This window comes from Psychroserpens sp. XS_ASV72 (genome assembly GCF_041224425.1).
Classification (GTDB): Bacteria; Bacteroidota; Bacteroidia; order Flavobacteriales; family Flavobacteriaceae; genus Psychroserpens.
In genome coordinates this window covers 109,559-128,287 of sequence record NZ_JBGFGL010000077.1, presented here as the reverse complement: position 1 = coordinate 128,287, position 18,729 = coordinate 109,559, and the positions used below count along the sequence as shown (strand labels likewise).

General features: G+C 34.7%; 20 protein-coding genes. 13 read left to right on the top strand and 7 right to left on the bottom strand.

The genetic code is table 11. The features are described from left to right. Positions 1-44 precede the first annotated feature (44 nt). The 5 genes from AB9K26_RS09430 (at position 45) to AB9K26_RS09410 (ending at position 7,903) form a co-directional block, all read left to right on the top strand. Positions 45-4,454: a translocation/assembly module TamB domain-containing protein gene (locus AB9K26_RS09430; RefSeq protein ID WP_369972315.1), complete on the top strand. Its 4,410-nt coding sequence runs from the start codon at positions 45-47 to the stop codon at positions 4,452-4,454. 137 nt (positions 4,455-4,591) lie between these two features. Next, positions 4,592-5,578 carry a 6-phosphofructokinase gene (pfkA, locus tag AB9K26_RS09425; RefSeq protein ID WP_369972314.1) on the top strand — a complete coding sequence of 329 codons (987 nt, stop codon included), beginning with the start codon at positions 4,592-4,594 and terminating at the stop codon, positions 5,576-5,578. Between the two features lie 39 nt (positions 5,579-5,617). Beyond that, a complete protein-coding gene (gene gap, locus AB9K26_RS09420; RefSeq protein WP_369972313.1) occupies positions 5,618-6,610 on the top strand; it encodes a type I glyceraldehyde-3-phosphate dehydrogenase in 993 nt (330 codons plus the stop codon). Between the two features lie 67 nt (positions 6,611-6,677). Beyond that, positions 6,678-7,538 (top strand): N-acetylglucosamine kinase, encoded by an 861-nt coding sequence (locus AB9K26_RS09415; RefSeq protein WP_369972312.1) that lies wholly within the window; start codon positions 6,678-6,680, stop codon positions 7,536-7,538. 2 nt (positions 7,539-7,540) lie between these two features. After that, positions 7,541-7,903, top strand: coding sequence for a methylglyoxal synthase (locus AB9K26_RS09410; protein ID WP_369972311.1), 363 nt, complete (start codon positions 7,541-7,543; stop codon positions 7,901-7,903). Here AB9K26_RS09410 and AB9K26_RS09405 read toward each other — a convergent pair. The 3 genes from AB9K26_RS09405 to AB9K26_RS09395 form a co-directional block, all read right to left on the bottom strand. Continuing rightward, entirely contained in the window at positions 7,900-9,630 is a 1,731-nt protein-coding gene (locus tag AB9K26_RS09405; RefSeq protein ID WP_369972310.1) for a sodium:solute symporter family protein, read from the bottom strand. The two genes, AB9K26_RS09410 and AB9K26_RS09405, sit on opposite strands and share 4 nt — an antisense overlap. A gap of 102 nt (positions 9,631-9,732) precedes the next feature. Beyond that, entirely contained in the window at positions 9,733-10,170 is a 438-nt protein-coding gene (locus AB9K26_RS09400) for a hypothetical protein (protein ID WP_369972309.1), read from the bottom strand. Positions 10,171-10,297: 127 nt separating this feature from the next. After that, the gene (locus tag AB9K26_RS09395) at positions 10,298-10,522 is read right to left on the bottom strand and encodes a hypothetical protein (protein WP_369972308.1); all 225 of its coding nucleotides are present in this window, start codon (positions 10,520-10,522) and stop codon (positions 10,298-10,300) included. A 195-nt stretch (positions 10,523-10,717) separates the two neighbouring features. Between AB9K26_RS09395 and corA the strand changes: the two genes are divergently transcribed. The 6 genes from corA to AB9K26_RS09365 all read left to right on the top strand — a co-directional run bounded on the left by corA (position 10,718) and on the right by AB9K26_RS09365 (position 14,586). Then, positions 10,718-11,788: a magnesium/cobalt transporter CorA gene (gene corA, locus AB9K26_RS09390; RefSeq protein ID WP_369972307.1), complete on the top strand. Its 1,071-nt coding sequence runs from the start codon at positions 10,718-10,720 to the stop codon at positions 11,786-11,788. A 113-nt stretch (positions 11,789-11,901) separates the two neighbouring features. Then, positions 11,902-12,405 carry a Dps family protein gene (locus AB9K26_RS09385; protein WP_369972306.1) on the top strand — a complete coding sequence of 168 codons (504 nt, stop codon included), beginning with the start codon at positions 11,902-11,904 and terminating at the stop codon, positions 12,403-12,405. A 44-nt stretch (positions 12,406-12,449) separates the two neighbouring features. Further along, positions 12,450-13,352, top strand: a complete 903-nt coding sequence (locus AB9K26_RS09380) for a mechanosensitive ion channel family protein (protein WP_369972305.1) — start codon at positions 12,450-12,452, stop codon at positions 13,350-13,352. Positions 13,353-13,438: 86 nt separating this feature from the next. Further along, complete coding sequence (locus AB9K26_RS09375; RefSeq protein WP_369972304.1) at positions 13,439-13,600, top strand: DUF1328 domain-containing protein; 162 nt, start codon at positions 13,439-13,441, stop codon at positions 13,598-13,600. 42 nt (positions 13,601-13,642) lie between these two features. Continuing rightward, complete coding sequence (locus tag AB9K26_RS09370) at positions 13,643-13,831, top strand: hypothetical protein (RefSeq protein ID WP_369972303.1); 189 nt, start codon at positions 13,643-13,645, stop codon at positions 13,829-13,831. A 74-nt stretch (positions 13,832-13,905) separates the two neighbouring features. Then, entirely contained in the window at positions 13,906-14,586 is a 681-nt protein-coding gene (locus AB9K26_RS09365; protein WP_369972302.1) for a DUF2461 domain-containing protein, read from the top strand. Here AB9K26_RS09365 and AB9K26_RS09360 read toward each other — a convergent pair. Continuing rightward, positions 14,583-14,996 carry a glyoxalase gene (locus AB9K26_RS09360; RefSeq protein WP_369972301.1) on the bottom strand — a complete coding sequence of 138 codons (414 nt, stop codon included), beginning with the start codon at positions 14,994-14,996 and terminating at the stop codon, positions 14,583-14,585. The genes AB9K26_RS09365 and AB9K26_RS09360 overlap by 4 nt on opposite strands. Positions 14,997-15,124: 128 nt before the next feature. Here AB9K26_RS09360 and AB9K26_RS09355 point away from each other — a divergent pair, with 128 nt between their 5' ends. Continuing rightward, positions 15,125-16,009, top strand: a complete 885-nt coding sequence (locus AB9K26_RS09355) for a DUF72 domain-containing protein (RefSeq protein ID WP_369972300.1) — start codon at positions 15,125-15,127, stop codon at positions 16,007-16,009. Here the strand turns inward: AB9K26_RS09355 and AB9K26_RS09350 are convergent. Next, complete coding sequence (locus tag AB9K26_RS09350) at positions 16,006-16,644, bottom strand: intradiol ring-cleavage dioxygenase (protein WP_369972299.1); 639 nt, start codon at positions 16,642-16,644, stop codon at positions 16,006-16,008. The genes AB9K26_RS09355 and AB9K26_RS09350 overlap by 4 nt on opposite strands. A gap of 144 nt (positions 16,645-16,788) precedes the next feature. Here AB9K26_RS09350 and AB9K26_RS09345 point away from each other — a divergent pair, with 144 nt between their 5' ends. Continuing rightward, positions 16,789-17,181: an acyl-CoA thioesterase gene (locus AB9K26_RS09345; protein WP_369972298.1), complete on the top strand. Its 393-nt coding sequence runs from the start codon at positions 16,789-16,791 to the stop codon at positions 17,179-17,181. Between the two features lies 1 nt (position 17,182). Here AB9K26_RS09345 and AB9K26_RS09340 read toward each other — a convergent pair whose 3' ends face one another. Both AB9K26_RS09340 and AB9K26_RS09335 read right to left on the bottom strand, forming a co-directional pair. Next, the gene (locus tag AB9K26_RS09340) at positions 17,183-18,430 is read right to left on the bottom strand and encodes a mechanosensitive ion channel family protein (RefSeq protein ID WP_369972297.1); all 1,248 of its coding nucleotides are present in this window, start codon (positions 18,428-18,430) and stop codon (positions 17,183-17,185) included. Continuing rightward, complete coding sequence (locus tag AB9K26_RS09335; protein ID WP_369972296.1) at positions 18,431-18,721, bottom strand: DUF3817 domain-containing protein; 291 nt, start codon at positions 18,719-18,721, stop codon at positions 18,431-18,433. It lies immediately after the preceding gene. Between the last annotated feature and the right edge of the window lie 8 nt (positions 18,722-18,729).

Sequence of the window (18,729 nt, the reverse complement as noted above, 5' to 3'; positions counted from 1 at the left end):
TCAAAAAATTCCTAAAAATAGTATCTAAAATAATAGCGATTATTTTGCTATTGTTCATCATATTGGTGTTGATACTTTCTATTCCACCTGTCCAAACCGCCTTAGGAAAATATGCCACCAACCGTATCAATGAAGACTACGGAACCAATATCAATATTGGAAAAATTGGACTGCAATTCAATGGCGATGTAGAGCTTAAGGAAATCTACATTGAAGATCATAAGAAGGACACCTTGATTTCCATTATGGAACTGAACACCTCCATACTTAATTATGGGAATCTCTCTGCCGGAAAATTAAATTTTGGCGATATTGATATCTATGACCTAATTTTTTATGTTAAAACCTATCCTGGTGAAGTTGATACCAATTTAGATGTTTTTGTAGCAAAATTTGATGAAGATCAACCCACTAAGGAAAAAAGTGGTTTCCTTTTATCGTCTAGTGATGTGTCTATCTACAATGGTATCTTTAGTATAAGTGATGAAAACAAAACCAATCCTCAGCTTTTCAAGTTTAGTGATTTAAATATCAATGCAACCAACTTTGTTATTGATGGTAGTGATGTAAGAGCTAGAATCAACACCTTAGCCTTTAAGGATAGTCGAGGAGCTCATATTCAAAATCTTATTACCGATTTTGAATACACATTGTCACACATGGTTTTTGATAACTTGAGCATTAAGACAGAAGAGTCTATATTGAAAGGTAATCTTAGGTTTGATTATGATAGGGAAGACTTTAAGGATTTTGAAGACAAGGTAAAAGTGACTGCTACCTTTGAAGATTCTGAAGTCTATTTGAATGATTTAAACACCTTTTACAATGAATTCGGCGTTGGTCAAAAAACCAAATTCAATGTCAATCTCTCAGGAACGTTAAATGACCTAAATGCCAATAACCTTCAATTAGATGCTGGTGGACAAACCCGAATTTATGGCGACTTAAATTTCAAGAATTTGTTCAGTAAAACACCAGGTGATTTTTCCATGAATGGTCGATTTGATAATCTGAGTTCAAACTATTTCGATTTAAGAGCCTTACTGCCAAATATATTAGGTGAATCCATACCTAGCGTATTTTCAAAACTTGGAAATTTCAAAATCACAGGAACTTCTTATATCACAGACACAACTATAGATGCTGATCTTAATATCAACACTAATATTGGTGTTATCGTTTCCGATATGAAAATGACTCATGTTGACGACATTGATAATGCTAGGTACAAAGGTAATGTGGTGTTTGACGAGTTTGATTTAGGTGTCCTTTTAAACGATCCTGCTGTAAAAACCACCTCATTCAATTTAGATGTAGATGGAAAGGGCTTCACAATTGATAACTTGAGCACGCAAGTCGTAGGAGAGGTTTTCCACATTAATTATAACAATTATGACTATCAAGATGTTGCTGTTTCTGGAAAGCTGGGAAATCAAGTTTTCAATGGCTTATTGGAATCTAATGATGAAAATCTCAAACTAAAATTCAACGGTTTAGCCGATTTATCTAAAGACCTAAAAACGTTTGATTTCAATGCTGATGTTAATTACGCCAACTTAAAAGCTCTTAATTTCTTGGAAAAGGATAGTACATCAGTATTTAAAGGTAAGGTTCATATGTCTATGAAAGCATCAAGCGTTGATGATGCCACTGGAACCTTGAAGTTCCAGAATACAACCTACATTAACGAGCATGATGAGTATTATTTTGAGGACTTTAATATTACGTCAACCTTTACCGACAACATACGAACCGTAACGGTTAATTCTCCGGATATCATTCAAGGAACCATGAAGGGAGATTTCAGATTTAAGGATCTTGGAAAACTAACAGAAAATGCGGTTGGAAGTATCTATACCAATTATTCGCCTTATAAAATTGATACCAATCAATACGTAGAGTTCAATTTCAAGATTTATAACAAGGTCGTCGAAGCTTTTTATCATGACTTGGAATTAGGTCCGAATACATCTATTAAAGGACGTTTGGAAACCAATGAGAAAAATTTCAATGTTACCTTTAGTTCTCCGCAAATTCGTCTGAAGGACTATTTTGCCAATAATATTTCCGTATTGGTCGATAATGGCAATCCTGTATTCAATACCTATGTTGAAATTGATTCTTTGGCAACGGGTTTTTATAATGTGTCTGATTTCAGTCTTATCAACGTTACGCAACGCGATACTCTATTTGTAAAATCCCAATTTAAAGGAGGTGAAGGAAATAAAGATGAATTTGATTTAAACTTCTTCTACACCATCAATGAAAGTCAACAATCGGTTATCGGGTTCAGAAAATCAGAAATTGTTTTTAAGGAAAATTCATGGACGATTAACGAAGAGAAAAACAAAGCGAATAAAATCACCTTTGACAGATCGTTTGAACGTTTTGATATCGATCATATCATAATGACACATTTTGAAGAGAAAATTGAACTGTCTGGCCTCATTAGTGATTCTAAAACCAAAGATATTGACCTTCAGTTCACCGAAGTAGACTTAAGAAAGATCACACCTCGTATCGATAGTTTATCGCTAGATGGAACCGTAAACGGTAATTTAAAACTCTTACAACAAGAAGGTGTTTACCTTCCTAACTCCAGTGTCATAATTAGTGATTTAAAAGCTAATGATTATGAACTAGGAGTACTAAACGCTAATATTTCTGGTAACGAATCTTTGACCAATTATAAAGTTGATCTAAGTTTAAAAAATGACAATCTCAAATCTTTAAATGCACAAGGCAATATTGACGTGAGCGAAAGCAATTCAAATATTGACTTAAATGTTGATTTTGATGAATTTATATTAGACCCTTTAGATCCCTTTGGAGAAGGTGTGATTACAAATATTAGAGGCTTGGTTACAGGAAATGCCAGAGTAACTGGTAGTTTGAAAAATCCGCAAATCAATGGCGATTTATTACTCGACAATGCAGGATTGACCATTCCTTATTTGAATGTTGATTATAGTTTTGATTTTGATTCGAGGGTAAAATTAGAGTCGCAGCGATTCATTTTCCAAGATGTGGAAATTACAGATTCTGAGTATTTTTCCAAAGCCGTGTTAAATGGATACATTGGCCATAGTAATTTTTCAGATTGGAAATTGGGATTAGAAATCGATACCGATCGTCTTTTGGTTTTAGATACCGAATACGATGAAGAAAAGTTATACTACGGAACAAGTTTCGTTAATGGGCAAGCAGAAATTGTTGGTCCGACCGATAATCTTAAAATTCTATTTAATGGAAGCACTGCTGAAGGAACTGTCTTTAAAATTCCTTTAAACGATTTTGAAACCTATGGAGATAACTCCTATGTCCATTTCCTGAGTCCTGAAGAAAAAGAAGCGAAAGTTAAGGGAGAAGTTATTAGGGAAACTGAGATTAAGGGATTGGAATTGGAATTTAATCTTTTTGTCAATCCTTACGCTGATATTGAAATTGTTATCGATAGAAATTCTGGAAGTACCATTCAAGGAAAAGGTAACGGGAATCTCTTGTTTGATATAAATACTAACGGTAAGTTCCAAATGTTTGGTGATTTTCAGATTTCTGAAGGAACCTACAATTTTGCTTATGGTGGATTGGTTCAGAAGAAGTTAACCGTTTTAGAAGGCGGTTCTTTGCGATGGGAAGGTGACCCAATGAAAGCACAAATAGGGTTGACAGCAATGTATAAAACACAGGCCAATCCATCCGTTTTATTGGACAATCCAATAAACAGAAATATTGATGTTGAAGTTAAAATTAATCTTGCCGGACAGTTAGAACAACCTGAACCAGATTTTTCATTTGAGTTCCCTAATGTAGACTCAAACATTCGCTCTGAGCTTGAATATCGCTTGGAAACTAAGGAATCAAGAGAGTTTCAAGCACTTAATGTTTTGTCTTTTGGCTCGTTCGCAAGTGAATTTAATTTAGGCCAAAATGCCTATGGAACCATATCAGATCGTGTGAATTCCTTGTTCAATAGTATTATCGGAAATGATGGTTCTGAAAAAATAAACATTGGTGTGAACTACCAAGCTGGTCAGCAGACCACAGAATATGAAACCAGTGATGAAATTGGTTTGACATTGAGTACAAAGATTAGCGATCGTGTACTTATAAATGGTAAAGTAGGAGTTCCTATTGGAGGTGTTAGTGAAACGGTTATAGCTGGTGATGTACAGATAGATATCTTACTAAATGAAGAAGGAACTTTAACGGCAAAATTCTTCAACAGAGAAAATAACATCCGAAATTTCGGTGAGGAAATAGGCTATACTCAAGGTGTTGGTCTATCGTATAATGTTGAATTTGATAATTTCAGGGAATTAATCAAAACTATTTTTTCTGGAAAAAATAAAAACAAGAATAAGCCTAAGGAAGAAACACCTCAAAAAAATGAGGATGAACTACTGCCAGACTACATCAATATCAAGTCTAAAACCGATAAAAAAAGTAACTGATTTTCAGTTTTTCCATTCTTTATTAAAATAGTTATTAACGAAAACGATTGAGATTTTTTCGTTGCGTGAAATAATAGTAAACACTACGTCTTTTATGGGTTTTGTTTAGTAATTTTACTGTATTAAATTACATTTTCATGTTAAATACCATAAAAAGAATTGGCGTTATGACTTCCGGAGGAGATTCTCCTGGAATGAATGCAGCCATTCGTTCTGTAGTTAGAGCTTCTGCTTTTCACGATATCGAATGCTATGGAATTTATAGAGGATACGAAGGAATGATCGATGGTGATTTTGTGCCGATGGATGCTCGTAGTGTTAAAGATATCATCAACAAAGGTGGCACCATACTCAAGTCTGCTAGATCACAAGAATTTAGAACGGTTGAGGGCCGTAAAAAAGCCCACGAACAATTGGTTAAGGCTGGAATTGATGCCTTTGTTGTGATTGGTGGTGATGGAAGTTTTACTGGTGCCATGATTTTTAGTCAGGAATTTGGAATGCCTGTCATGGGAATTCCTGGAACTATTGATAATGATATTTTTGGAACAACACACACTTTAGGTTACGACACCGCTTTAAATACCGTTGTTGAAGCTATTGATAAAATCAGGGATACAGCTAGTTCACATAACCGACTTTTCTTTATAGAGGTGATGGGACGTGATGTAGGACATATAGCTTTAAATGTAGGTGTTGGAGCTGGAGCAGAGGAAATTTTAATTCCTGAAGAAGACTTAGGTTTAGATCGTTTATTGGAATCTTTAAGACGAAGTAAACAATCTGGAAAGTCTTCAAGTATCGTAGTGGTTGCTGAAGGTGATAAAATAGGAAAAAATGTTTTCGAACTTAAAGACTATGTTGAAGAAAACATGTCAGAATATGAAGTTAGAGTTTCTGTATTAGGTCACATGCAGCGTGGTGGTTCACCATCTTGCTTTGATCGCGTGCTAGCGAGTAGAATGGGCGTAAAAGCCGTTGAAAGCTTAATCACTGGTCAGACAAACTGTATGGTCGGACTTAAAAATGATGTGATGAGCTTAACCCCCTTGGATCAAGCAGTAAAAGGAAAATCAAAAATAAATCTAGAATTATTACGTGTATCTGATATCATGACGATATAGTAATTATAAACGAATACTAACACAAGAAAATTTAAAACAATGAAATTAGGAATAAACGGATTTGGTAGAATAGGAAGAATTGTATTTAGAGCAACTGTTAAACGCAATGATGTTGATGTGGTCGCTATTAATGACTTATTAGATGTTGATCATTTGGCTTACCTTCTAAAATATGATTCTGTCCATGGTAACTTTGATGGCACAGTAGAAGTTGTAGACGGACAATTAATCGTAGATGGAAAAACTATTAGAGTTACTGCTGAAAGAGATCCAAAAAACTTGAAATGGGATGAAGTTGGAGTAGACGTGGTTGCTGAATGTACAGGAATTTTCACAACTATGGAAACTGCTAATTATCACATAGAGGCTGGAGCTAAAAAAGTAGCTATTTCAGCACCAAGCAAGGATGCACCTATGTTTGTTATGGGTGTTAATGACCATGAATTGACAGCAGACCATAAAATCGTTTCCAACGCCTCTTGTACTACAAACTGTTTAGCACCATTGGCAAAAGTTGTAGATGATAACTTTGGTATCGAAGAAGCATTGATGACAACGGTTCATGCAACAACTGCAACTCAATTAACGGTTGACGGACCATCAAAAAAAGATTTTAGAGGTGGACGTAGCGCGTTGTTAAATATCATACCAGCATCAACTGGTGCAGCTAAAGCTGTTGGAAAAGTGATTCCAGAATTGAATGGTAAATTAACTGGAATGGCATTTCGAGTGCCAACTGCTGATGTATCTGTCGTTGATTTAACGGTTAGAACCAAAAAAGAAACGTCTTTGGAAGACATCAAAGCAGCATTCAAAAAGGCTTCAGAAGGCTCCATGAATGGTGTGCTAGGTTATACAGAGGATGCTGTAGTATCTCAAGATTTTGTTAGTGATGATCGCACAAGTATCTTTGATGCAGAAGCTTGTATCGAATTGAATTCGAAATTCTTTAAGCTGGTATCTTGGTACGATAATGAGTTTGGTTACTCTAATAAATTAGTAGACCTAGCTCAGAAAATTCATTCTCTATAATTCTATTGAAGTCCGTAATTAGTCGACATATTTTACTAACTACGGACTTTATTTTTATCTTTTTACAATGATTCTAATAACAGATAGTGGTTCTACGAAATGCGATTGGATTGTCATCGATAAACAAGGAAATCAGACACATCCTAAAATTCGCACCAAAGGACTCAATCCTGCTATCCTATCCCGTAAAAAAATTAATAAGGTCATCAGAAATAGTGATGAACTTATGCAATTTAAAGATCAAGTCACACATCTATTCTTCTATGGCGCAGGTTGTGGAACTTCCAAGCCAAGACTTTTATTGGCTGAAATTTTGGAGTCTATTTTTATCAATGCCGAAATTGATGTTCAAGAAGACACTATGGCTGCCGTTAGAGCCACATTAAATCACAATGATGAAGCTGCTGTCGTTTGCATTATGGGAACTGGTTCCAATTGCAGTTACTACGATGGTTCTAAGCTGCATCAACGTATCGTTTCTCTAGGCTATACTGTTATGGACGAAGCTTCTGGGAATTTTTACGGTAAAGAATTGTTGAAAGAGTACTTCTTTAATAATATGCCTGGTAATCTTAAAGTTGCTTTTGACCATAAGTACAACTTAGATCCAGATTTTATTAAATACAATCTTTACAAACAACCAAATCCGAACGCTTATCTCGCAAATTTTGCTGAGTTTATGTTCTTAAATAAAGATTCAGAATACATAAGGGAATTGATTAAAAAAGGTTTCCGATTGTTCGCTAAAAACATGATTTTTCAATACAAGGAAGAATTAAAATTGGTTCCGGTTCATTTTGCTGGTTCCATAGCATTTTTTGCTGAAAGGGAAATTCGTGAGGTTGCTGAGGAAATGGGATTCAAGGTTGGAAATTTTGAACGTCGACCGATTGAAGGCTTAGTGAGTTATCATATTAGAAATTTATAATTATGGAAATAGCTATCATTGCTCATGATGGAAAAAAAGCTGAAATGGTTCAGTTTTTAAATGAGCATAGAGAATTGCTACAACAGAAAAAAATAACCTTGGTTTCAACAGGAACCACAGGTGAGAAAACTAAAAAAGCTGGATTCGAAGTTGAGAGCTTGTTATCTGGTCCTTTAGGAGGTGATGCACAAATAGCTGCAAGGGTCGCTGAAGGTAAATGTGATATGGTTTTGTTCTTTAGAGATCCCTTAGCAAAACACCCTCATGAACCCGACGTCTTGATGTTAATGCGCTTGTGTGATGTTCATAACGTGCCTCTTGCAACCAATCCTGCAACAGCAGACTTACTCATTAAAGCCATTTAGTGCGAGGACTTCTTTAATGATTTTATAATCACAGCGGTACAAACCATGGTAACGACTAGTAACACAAAAGCTAAACCTGTTTTTCCGTAGATAAAGTTACCTATGGCAAATAACGTACAGTAAACGCCAATAACACCACAGAAAAAACCAAGAATCTTCATACCAAAGCCTTTAAATTTTGAGTCGTTTCCGAAGATTAAGGCGTTAAAAGAGTCTAGCGTTTTATGATCTGTAGGCTTTGTTAATAAGGTGACTAATAACCAGCCTAGTGTGGTAAGGACAACTCCAATGACCAATTGCCAATGACCAGCAATTTCTATTATAGGCGTTTCTAGTTTGCCATTGATGAAAAAGAAAACTGCAATGGCAAAGGATATTACCATAGCAGCTATTTCACTGTAAGGATTGATTCGACTCCAAAACCATCTTAAAATAAAAAGCAAGCCTGTTCCTGCACCTATTTGCAACATCAGGTTAAAAGCGTCTCTGGCTTCTTCTAAAACAGTTGCCAAAAGTGCTGCCATAACCATCATCACGATTGTTGAAATTCTTCCAACGGCCACTTGTTCTTTATCAGAAGCTTCCTTTCTTATAAATCGAGCATAAAAGTCATTTACCACATAAGAACTTCCCCAATTTAAATGGGTTGAGATTGTACTCATAAAAGCAGCAATCAATGAGGTAATAACAATTCCCAAAAGTCCAGCAGGTAAAAATGTTAGCATGGCAGGATAGGAGAGGTCATTTTTAACAAATGATGATTCAAGATTTGGAAAAGCCAATTGAAGACTTTCCAAGTTAGGAAACATAACCAATGAAGCTAGCCCAATAATAATCCATGGCCATGGACGTAAGGCATAATGTGCAAAATTAAAGAACAACACAGCCCAAGTGGCATGGTTCTCATCCTTAGCAGCTAACATTCGCTGCGCAATATATCCACCACCACCAGGTTCAGCTCCAGGATACCAAACACTCCACCATTGCACAGCTAATGGCACAATAAGTAAAGGAATTAATAATTCAGGATTAGAAAAATCTGGGAGCATATCCGTTTTTGAAGCAACTTCAGGAACAGAAAGCAATTTTGACAATCCGCCAATTTCTGGCATTTTTACGATATGAACCGTGGCCCAAATACTTCCGACCATAGCAATAATAAACTGAATGAAATCTGTTAGAAGCACACCCTTAAGTCCGCCTAAAGTTGAATAAATAACCGTTACGACCGAAGCTATAAACAACGTTTGAAAGGTTGTAAAACCAAACATGACGTGACCAATTTTAATAGCAGCCAAACAAACATTGGCCATAATCACAATATTGAAAAAGACACCTAAGTAAAGCGCTCTAAATCCCCTAAGGAAAGCAGCACTTTTTCCACTATAACGTAATTCGTAAAATTCTAAATCTGTAGTTATTCCACTTTTACGCCACAATCGCGCATAAAAAAATACTGTAAGCATTCCGGTCAATAAGAAACTCCACCAAATCCAATTTCCAAATACACCATCCTCACGAATTACACCAGCCACAAAATTGGGTGTATCTGCTGCAAATGTAGTTGCAACCATACTGACACCTAGCAACCACCAAGGCATATTCCTGCCAGAAAGAAAAAAAGCTTTGGAATCTTTACCGGCTTGTTTAGAAACATAAATTCCTATGCCTGCGAAAAGTGCCAAAAAGAAAATTATAATGATCCAATCGAATGTTGAAATTGTCATATGTATATAAAATGAAGCTTTAAAACAAAACTAAGATTTAAATTCAAATAAAATAGGTATCAGTAAAAACCAATACCTATTTACTAATATGTAATCATAAAACTATCGCAGCCATCCTTTTCGAGTGGCATACTTAGAATACCATAATAATAGTACTGCACCAACAATAACAATGCCTGTAAATACAGCTGCCGTTGAGCCCATCATAGCGACTGAATCAATCACAAAATGATTGTGATACGCATGTACCAAAACACCTAATAATGAAAATACAAAGAAGATGGTTGCCAATTTATTCCTCAACAACAAAAATCCAGAGGCGATCAAGCCACCAAAAACGCCAATAGCAAAAGCTGCGGTAGCCCAAGCTGGTACACCAGCAATGACTTCAAGTTGTTCGGTTGTGTATTGGCTTCTAAAACCCTCAGTGTTATAGGCTTTAATTAAGTACTGGTAAACACCCATGCCATTCCAAATAAACGCAACTATTGAAATGACCCAAAACCAAACAGATGGTTTTGAATTTGAATAATCTGTCATAATAAAATCAATTAGTTAGTAATAGTGATCAATTTATGATAAATTAATAGGATTTCATAAAAAAACCTCTCTTGAAATTACAAATAATGTAAAAGCAAAAGAGGTTTTAAAGTATTTTAAATGGAATTTAATCTTCCACTACATGTAGTACAGGTGTTTTATTGACCCATTTTCCATTTTTGGATTCACCATAGATAATAACATCTTTGGTTTGTTCGTATTCCTTTATGGTTCTTAACATCTGTTCTTTGGTGTCTCTATGAAGTTTTATTCCGTTATTCTTACCTTTATTACGTATCTCAATATAAAATCCATCTCTGAATTTTATAGGTTTCGTTGGAGGTCTTCCCATGTATGTAATTTTTTATGTGTATTAAAATGCATATTACTGAAAATAAAACGAATATGCAAACCAACTTTTAAACAACAAAATAATTACTTTTCTATTTCATGAGAAAGAAACCCTTATTGTTACATTTTATAGTTCAATGCAGTCTTTCTATACCAAAAAGTTTTGTTACATTTAGCTTGGTATAATGATACATCTATGAGACAAAAAAGAAAGAAAAGAGCTTTTAAGGCTTCTAATTTACCGCCAGGAACAATGGCATACAAAGGTAAAAAGCAAGCTCTTGAAACCGTTGTTGAAATTATAAATTACTCAACAGACACTTATACCAAAATAGATTCCAATAAGGTAGAAGACGGTTTTAATTTTAAAGGGAATGATCAGGTTACATGGATTAACATTAACGGACTCAACAACATAGAAGATATTGAAAAACTTGGAAAACATTATAATCTTCACGCTTTAACCCTTGAAGACATTGTTAATACCAACCAAAGGCCTAAAATAGAGGAGTTCGAAAACTATCTTTTTATCGTTTTCAAAATGCTCTACTTTAAAGACAACGAAGAACTGCAATATGAGCATTTAAGTATGGTAGTCGGACAAGATTATGTTCTCACTTTTCAAGAAGCCGATGGTGATGTTTTTGATGACCTTAGAGACCGTATAGCAACTTCAAAAGGTCGTATAAGAGCTCAAAGTGCCGATTATCTTATGTATACGATCCTCGATGCCATAGTCGACAATTATCTAAACGTTATTGAATCTATAGGCGATCGTATTGAAGAACTTGAATCAGTTATATTCGAGGTCAAATCTGATAATGAAATGACACCAAATCGCATTCAAGAACTAAAGCAAGAGGTCTTAAAAATAAGACGTTCGGTTTTTCCTTTACGTGAAGTAATTAACCGATTGGAAAAATCAGAAAACCAAATTATTGATCCTAAGTCTCAAACGTACCTTAGGGATTTATACGATCATATTCTACAAGTCAACGAATCAATAGACTTATATCGTGAAATGGTCTGGAGTTTAATGGATATGTACATGACCGTTATCAGTAATAAAATGAATGAAGTCATGAAGGTACTGACCATTATTGCTACCATTTTTATTCCACTTACGTTTATTGCTGGTATATACGGAATGAACTTCAATTATATGCCAGAACTACAATACAAATATAGCTACCACATACTTTTAGGAGTGATGGTGGTTTTATTCATTTTAATGTTAATTTATTTTAGAAAGAAGAAATGGCTTTAACATAAATTATGTTAAACTTTTCCTAAGGAAGTTAAAGCCTGTTAAATCACTTGACAAACGCTCATATAGCCATAGTTTATATATAGAATTTTTAATTAAAAAAACCTATAAACATGAGCTATTTAAATATGAAAGATGAAAAGTTGATTCCAGTGGTTGTTGAATTAAATACGCTACTGGCAAACTATCACATCTATTACCAAAAGCTGAGAAATTTTCACTGGAACATCTTAGGTGAAAACTTCTTTGACTTACATAACAAATTCGAAGAACTTTACACTGACGCTAGAACTAAAATTGATGAAATTGCAGAGCGCATTCTAACGCTTCGCCATCATCCAATGAGTAAGTTGAGCGATTATTTGGAAATCTCTAAGGTCAAAGAAGTATCGCCTTTAAAATCTGATAAGGATATGGTACTTGAGATATTGAAAGACCATAAAATTTTGCTACAGCAAATGAGTGAAGTTGTGAAAAAAGCTGATGAAGCTTCAGATGAAGGTACAATCGATTTAATTGGTGCCTACATTAGAGAATTGGAAAAAGTTAGTTGGATGCTGAATGCATGGACTAAAAAAACCTCAGAAACCCTAAAAAACAGTATGGTCGAGTCATAAGTAATTTAAGTTTAATTCAATATTAATTTTTAAAAACAAAACTTATGAAAGAACAACTCAATCAAGCATTTAGCAACCTAGTAAGCAAATTATTAGGTTGGTTAGATGCCATCATACAAAATTTACCAAATCTTGCACTTGCAATCCTTGTATTGATTACAGCATTTTTTGTAGCTAAATATGTCAATAAATTCACATTTAAATTAGCTTCTAAACGTGTTAGTCAAACCTCAATAAGTAGAACCATTGCCAGAATAAGTGCAGTCATTGTCGTCATGGCAGGATTGTTCCTAGCCTTGGGAATATTAAACCTGAATAAAACACTAACCTCGTTATTGACTGGTGCTGGTGTTGCTGGTTTAGTAATTGGTTTAGCCCTTCAAGGAACCTTATCGAATACCATTGCAGGTATTGTCATTTCTTTCAGAAAGAAAATCCAAATTGGGCATTGGGTCGAGACTAATGGGTATTCAGGTGAGATTATTGATATCAACCTTAAGGATTTCACGCTAAAGGAAGCAGATAATAATATGGTGGTAATTCCTAATAAAATGATTTTGGAAAATCCACTGAAGAATTATTCGCTCACCACGAAAATGCGTGTATTTATTGAATGTGGTGTTGGATACGAATCTGATTTGGAAAAAGTGGAAGCTTTGACCAAAGAAACTATAGCCAACACGTTTGATCAAGTAGAAAAGCCTGAGGATGTAGAATTTTACTACACCGAATTCGGAAGCAGTTCGATTAACTATTTATGCCGTTTCTGGATTGATGCCGAAAACATGCTAGAAAAACTAAAAGCAAAGACAAAAGCTATTATTGAAATCAAAAAAGCCTATGATAAAGAAGACATAAATATTCCTTTCCCTATCAGAACGTTGCAGTTTGACAACAAATTAAAAGTTAATGCTGCTGAGTTTGAAGAGGTATTTATGAACAACTAATGCTGAGCTCAAATTTATTGAAGCTACCTACCAAATAGTATACTGAAAGTCAGATACTTTAAACGTTAAATTTAAAAACAAACATTATGTTACGTTGGACAATCACATTTGTAATTATTGCCATTATTGCTGGAATCTTAGGTTTCGGTGGAATTGCTGGAGCATCAGCAGGAATAGCTAAAATATTATTCTTTATATTTTTAGTATTATTCGTTCTATCATTAATCAAATCTTTGGTTAAACGATAATCACAAATCAAATTAAACATTAACCATTAAAACCCATTCAAAATGAAAAAGTTATCATATATATTTCTAGCCTTATTTTCTTTAAGTTTAATAACAACCACTACAAGCTGTAGAGATCAAAAGTCTACTGGTGAAAAAATCGAAGAAGCTGCCGAAGACACTGGTGACGCTTTAGAAGATGCAGCAGAAGATGTAGAGGATGGAGTAGAAGATGTTGTAGACGACAATTAATATTAAGTTAATAATTAAGAGTCCCGATTTTCATCGGGACTTTTTTTTGTAATTTTAGGTGAAAATACAAAGACATGAGCAATGTGAAATTCTCAAAGGATATTCTGGATTTTTTAAAGCAATTGGGCAACAATAACAATCGCGAGTGGTTCAATGAGCACAAAAAGACCTTTAAACAATTGGAAACTCAAGCCAAATTGGCTAATACCCAAGTTTTCGAAAATTTGAAAAAGCACGATAATGTTGACAATATGAAAATGTTCCGTATTTATAGAGATGTTCGGTTTTCAAAAGACAAACAACCTTATAAAACACATTTTGGCTGTTCTTTCCATCGCAAAAAACCAGAATTACGAGGTGGTTATTATGTTCATGTTCAACCTAATAACGAATCGTTTATTGCTACCGGATTTTGGCAGCCAAACAAAGAGGACTTACTTCGCATCAGAAAAGAATTTGAACAAGACGATGAGGAGATTAGAGACATTATAAACGACAATAAATTCAAATCGGTTTGGGGTGATTTTCAAGGGGAAGAATTAAAGACAGCTCCTAAAAATTTTGATAAAGAGCATCCTGCAATAGACTTAATAAGAAAAAAACAGTATGTATTTATCAAAAAATATTCAGATAAGGAAGTTGCTTCAGATGATTTCCTAAAAGAAGTTGACAATGCCTTTAAAACGGTTCGTCCATACTTTGATTATATGAGCGATGTACTCACTACCAATCTCAACGGTGAATCCATCATTTAAATGGCTTTTGCCAATGGCAACGTAAACAATTGTATGTTGCTAATCAATCGGTCTTTTACCAAGCTCATCATCCGTTTGTTTAAAGCAGATGAATTTTGAGTATACGATTCATACTCTTCGACAGTAAACTGGCCAATGATCATGCCTTTTAATGAATTTCTAAATTTCATATCCTTATGAATGGCATTTTCTATATAGTCTAATTGCTTTGCTAATGACAACTCATAAAAGACATTCTTGCGCTTTGCAATGTAATTTCTAAATACCATGACCAATAAATGATTTTGCATTTTAATAATTGGTCGTAAGGTCACGTTTTGAAAACATTCATCTGAAGTCATATTAGCATTTACTTTTGCTGAAGGTATACTTGGACGAATAGATTTTAAATTGGTAGATCGATCATTCATGGCTTTAATTTTATTAAAAATATAAATTATGATAGGCTACAAATTGCACAGACAATTATCTTGTTAACGAGGTTATCAACAAATAGTTTTCTTAAAAATATTCCTGTAACTTTGATAAAAACAAACAAATGAAATTCGGTAGTGTAGATAATCCTGGCGACTATGATTTGAGTTTACCTCAAGACCATATCGATACAGCGCGTGTTTTAAATAAAGTAAAGGACGATAATCTTCCAGAAATATATGTTGGCTGCGCCAAATGGAACAAAGCTGACTTAAAGGGGTTTTATCCAAGAGGCACTAAAGACGAGTTAACCTATTATTCCAGCCAATTTAATAGTATTGAATTAAATGCGACGTTTTATCGCATTTTTCCCGCGGAACAATTCTCAACCTGGTATGAAAAAACGCCTGAGGGATTTAAATTTTTTCCGAAGCTCAATCAGGAAATCAGTCATTGGAAACGTTTAAATGGCGTTACCGAAGTAGTTAATCATTATTTAGACAATGCCTTAAATCTAAAAGAAAAACTTGGTACAGTGTTTTTACAGATGCATAACAATTTTGCACCTAAGGATTTTGATAGAGTAGTGAATTTTGTAGAATCATGGCCCAAAGAAGTTCCTTTAGCTATTGAATTTAGACATACCAATTGGTATAATGATAAGGCTGTTGCTAACCAACTGTACGATCTTTTAGAAACCCACAATATTTCAAATGTTATTGTAGATACAGCTGGCAGAAGGGATTTGATGCATATGCGACTTACCAATCCTACTGCTTTTGTACGTTATGTTGGCGCCAATCACAAGAGTGATTACTCAAGATTAGATGAATGGGTCGAAAGACTTAAAGAGTGGAAAGATCAAGGTATTAAGGAAATCGATTTTTTCATACATCAAAATATAGAAAAAGAATCACCACTGTTGTCTGCGCACTTTATCAAGAAGCTCAATTCTGAGCTAGGCTATAATCTTAAGATTCCTAATGAAGATGAAGGAACTTTATTCTAATAATCAGGAATATGTAATCCTAAAATGATATCACGCGTTGCTGTTTTTATGGTACCATCACCTTTTAACTGAATGACACCTGAACCACCTCTAGGTTTGGATCTTTTTTTGATATCTGATGTAAGATTTGGATCATCAGCAAAGAAAAAATCTTCAATATAATAGGAGTTCAAACCTGGTTCCTTAATGGTCACATGGATATGTTGTGGAACTGTGGAATTTGGATAGGAGGCAGGTCTTGAGGTATAAAATTCATAGCGTCCATCAGCATCTGTTCTTAACCAAGTACGCATGTAACCATGACGACGCTCTAAGCCAGTCGATGTGGATTTTGTAGGATAACGACCAGTATGGTCAGTATGGTATACATACACAATTATGCCTTCTGCAGGCGTTTGTCCATCATTTCGAAACACAGTTCCATTGATTTTGATTTTGTTATTGGAAGTATCAAAACCTTTAATGGTATCTGTCCAATTTAATACTTTGTCTCCATAATCAGTTGCTGCATCGCAGCCTTCACATGGACCACCAACGATCTTAGTATTAGGCTCTGTTTTGGAAGTGTTTTTTTTAGGGTCTTGCGATTGTATGCAAGAATGCATCATGACGATGAGACTTGCAATTAATGTCATTAAGTGATTCATTTTGATTGATTTTAGTCTTTTAAAGATAATTTGGAAAGCAATTGACTGTTAATGGTTTAAGAAAAGTTTAGAAAAAGATTAACGAGAACTTCCTACTTTTGTTAATAAATTCGATTCTATAAAAACATTTTTATGAGATTTCACACACGTAAATGGGTAAAACCCGAAGATTTAAACCCGAACCAAACTTTATTTGGAGGAAAGCTTTTAGCTTGGATTGATGAAGAGGTAGCGCTATATACCGTTATTCAATTGGAAAATTCAAAAGTAGTGACCAAATACATGTCTGAAATCAATTTTATGTCCTCAGCCAAACAAGGTGATATTGTTGAAATCGGTATTGAAGTTATTAAGTTCGGTAAATCGTCATTGACCTTAAAATCGGAAGTACGCAACAAAATGACGAGGGAAACCATTTTAACGGTCGATAAAATCATCATGGTCAATTTGGGTCCTGATGGAAAGCCAAAAGCACATGGTAAAACCGAAATCGAATTTGTAAAAGATAGGTTAGAGGAGGAGTAGACTACTGATTGCTATCCTTAAACTTGGTTGGATATTCAAAGACTTCCAAATCGAAATAGCTTACTGCTGCTAAGGCATGATCAAAAATATCTGCCATGATATACTCATAATTTTCCCAACGCTTATCACTACTGAAACAGTAAATTTCCAATGGTAATCCTTCAGGTGTTGGCTCCAATTGCCGAACCATAATGGTCATCTCCTTATTCACGGCAGAATGTCTTTCAACATAGGTCTGCATGTATTTTCTAAAGACACCAACATTAGTGAGATTTCGTCCATTGATCAAAACCGATTTGTCAGCATTGTGTTCAGTATTATAGGTTTTAATATCTTTTTGACGTGATTCGAGATACTCTTTAATCAATTGAATCCCTTTAAGATGTTCAATATCATCGTCGCTTAAATACTTAATACTTTTAGCTTTAAGCAAAATAGAACGCTTGATACGTCTTCCTCCTGAAGATTGCATTCCTCTCCAGTTCTTATAAGAATCTGAAATCAAGGCATAGGTTGGAATATTAGTAATCGTCATGTCAAAATTCTGAACCTGAACCGTAGAAAGGTTGATTTCGATCACACTACCATCAGCCCCATATTTCTCCATGGTAATCCAATCACCAATTCGAACGCTATCGTTAATGGCTACTTGTATACTGGCTACAAATCCAAGAATGGTATCCTTAAAAATAAGTAGTAGTATAGCCGAAGCAGCACCAAGAGTGGTAAAGAATTTTATAAACGATAGATCTATCAGAATTGCCAAAATAGAGGCAATACCAATAATCCAGATAAACAACATGGTAACTTGTATGTAGCTATCTATAGGTTTATCCTTTAAACGAGGTAAGGTTTTAAAATAGGATTCGAATGTTTTGAGAACACTTCTAATAATCCATATTGTAAGGATGATTCCATAAACTTTGAGAAGCATCAAAATATAGGTCTCAAAATGTGGAAAATCATGAAACACCAATGGAAATAAATTGATGGTCAACACCAAAGGCACTAAATGTGCAATACGTCTTGGTGCACGATGACTGACCAATAAATTATCGAAATTGGTTTTGGTGCGTTCTGAAAACGCTGAAAAAAACCGAATAATTAAACGTCGCGTTAAGCGATCGGCAATAAACAAGATGATGACCAAGATGATGAACATACATAACATGTTCAAGTACTTTGACATTACTTCAGACCATCCTAAGCCTATAAAATAATCGTAAAAGAAATGCTGAAATTCACTCATTTATGATTTGCTTTTCAAATAGGTTCTATCCACGTAAAAAGTTCCAAATGGAATAATTGAGGCGAGTAAAACAATGACAAGTGTACGTCTTGGCCACTTTAATTCAGAAGCCAACATCAAGGCCAAAACAATATAAGCCAAGAACAAGATACCATGTGGCATTCCCAACCATTTAACATATTGTGGATCACCAGCTAAATACTTAATTGGCACGGCGACAAACAACAATAAAATGTAAGATACCCCTTCTAAAAAAGCCACAATTTTAAAACTATTAAACAGTGAAAACATAAGGAACT

What these genes read in the sequence shown, in the direction of transcription:
- AB9K26_RS09405 (WP_369972310.1), bottom strand. Translation starts at nt 9,630, where the DNA reads ATGACAATTTCAACATTCGATTGGATCATTATAATTTTCTTTTTGGCA.
- AB9K26_RS09400 (WP_369972309.1), bottom strand. Translation starts at nt 10,170, where the DNA reads ATGACAGATTATTCAAATTCAAAACCATCTGTTTGGTTTTGGGTCATT.
- AB9K26_RS09370 (WP_369972303.1), top strand. Translation starts at nt 13,643, where the DNA reads ATGAAAAAGTTATCATATATATTTCTAGCCTTATTTTCTTTAAGTTTA.
- AB9K26_RS09365 (WP_369972302.1), top strand. Translation starts at nt 13,906, where the DNA reads ATGAGCAATGTGAAATTCTCAAAGGATATTCTGGATTTTTTAAAGCAA.
- AB9K26_RS09415 (WP_369972312.1), top strand. Translation starts at nt 6,678, where the DNA reads ATGATTCTAATAACAGATAGTGGTTCTACGAAATGCGATTGGATTGTC.
- gap (WP_369972313.1), top strand. Translation starts at nt 5,618, where the DNA reads ATGAAATTAGGAATAAACGGATTTGGTAGAATAGGAAGAATTGTATTT.
- AB9K26_RS09335 (WP_369972296.1), bottom strand. Translation starts at nt 18,721, where the DNA reads ATGTTTTCACTGTTTAATAGTTTTAAAATTGTGGCTTTTTTAGAAGGG.
- AB9K26_RS09410 (WP_369972311.1), top strand. Translation starts at nt 7,541, where the DNA reads ATGGAAATAGCTATCATTGCTCATGATGGAAAAAAAGCTGAAATGGTT.
- AB9K26_RS09350 (WP_369972299.1), bottom strand. Translation starts at nt 16,644, where the DNA reads ATGACATTAATTGCAAGTCTCATCGTCATGATGCATTCTTGCATACAA.
- AB9K26_RS09385 (WP_369972306.1), top strand. Translation starts at nt 11,902, where the DNA reads ATGAGCTATTTAAATATGAAAGATGAAAAGTTGATTCCAGTGGTTGTT.
- AB9K26_RS09375 (WP_369972304.1), top strand. Translation starts at nt 13,439, where the DNA reads ATGTTACGTTGGACAATCACATTTGTAATTATTGCCATTATTGCTGGA.
- corA (WP_369972307.1), top strand. Translation starts at nt 10,718, where the DNA reads ATGAGACAAAAAAGAAAGAAAAGAGCTTTTAAGGCTTCTAATTTACCG.
- AB9K26_RS09340 (WP_369972297.1), bottom strand. Translation starts at nt 18,430, where the DNA reads ATGAGTGAATTTCAGCATTTCTTTTACGATTATTTTATAGGCTTAGGA.
- pfkA (WP_369972314.1), top strand. Translation starts at nt 4,592, where the DNA reads ATGTTAAATACCATAAAAAGAATTGGCGTTATGACTTCCGGAGGAGAT.
- AB9K26_RS09395 (WP_369972308.1), bottom strand. Translation starts at nt 10,522, where the DNA reads ATGGGAAGACCTCCAACGAAACCTATAAAATTCAGAGATGGATTTTAT.
- AB9K26_RS09355 (WP_369972300.1), top strand. Translation starts at nt 15,125, where the DNA reads ATGAAATTCGGTAGTGTAGATAATCCTGGCGACTATGATTTGAGTTTA.
- AB9K26_RS09360 (WP_369972301.1), bottom strand. Translation starts at nt 14,996, where the DNA reads ATGAATGATCGATCTACCAATTTAAAATCTATTCGTCCAAGTATACCT.
- AB9K26_RS09380 (WP_369972305.1), top strand. Translation starts at nt 12,450, where the DNA reads ATGAAAGAACAACTCAATCAAGCATTTAGCAACCTAGTAAGCAAATTA.
- AB9K26_RS09345 (WP_369972298.1), top strand. Translation starts at nt 16,789, where the DNA reads ATGAGATTTCACACACGTAAATGGGTAAAACCCGAAGATTTAAACCCG.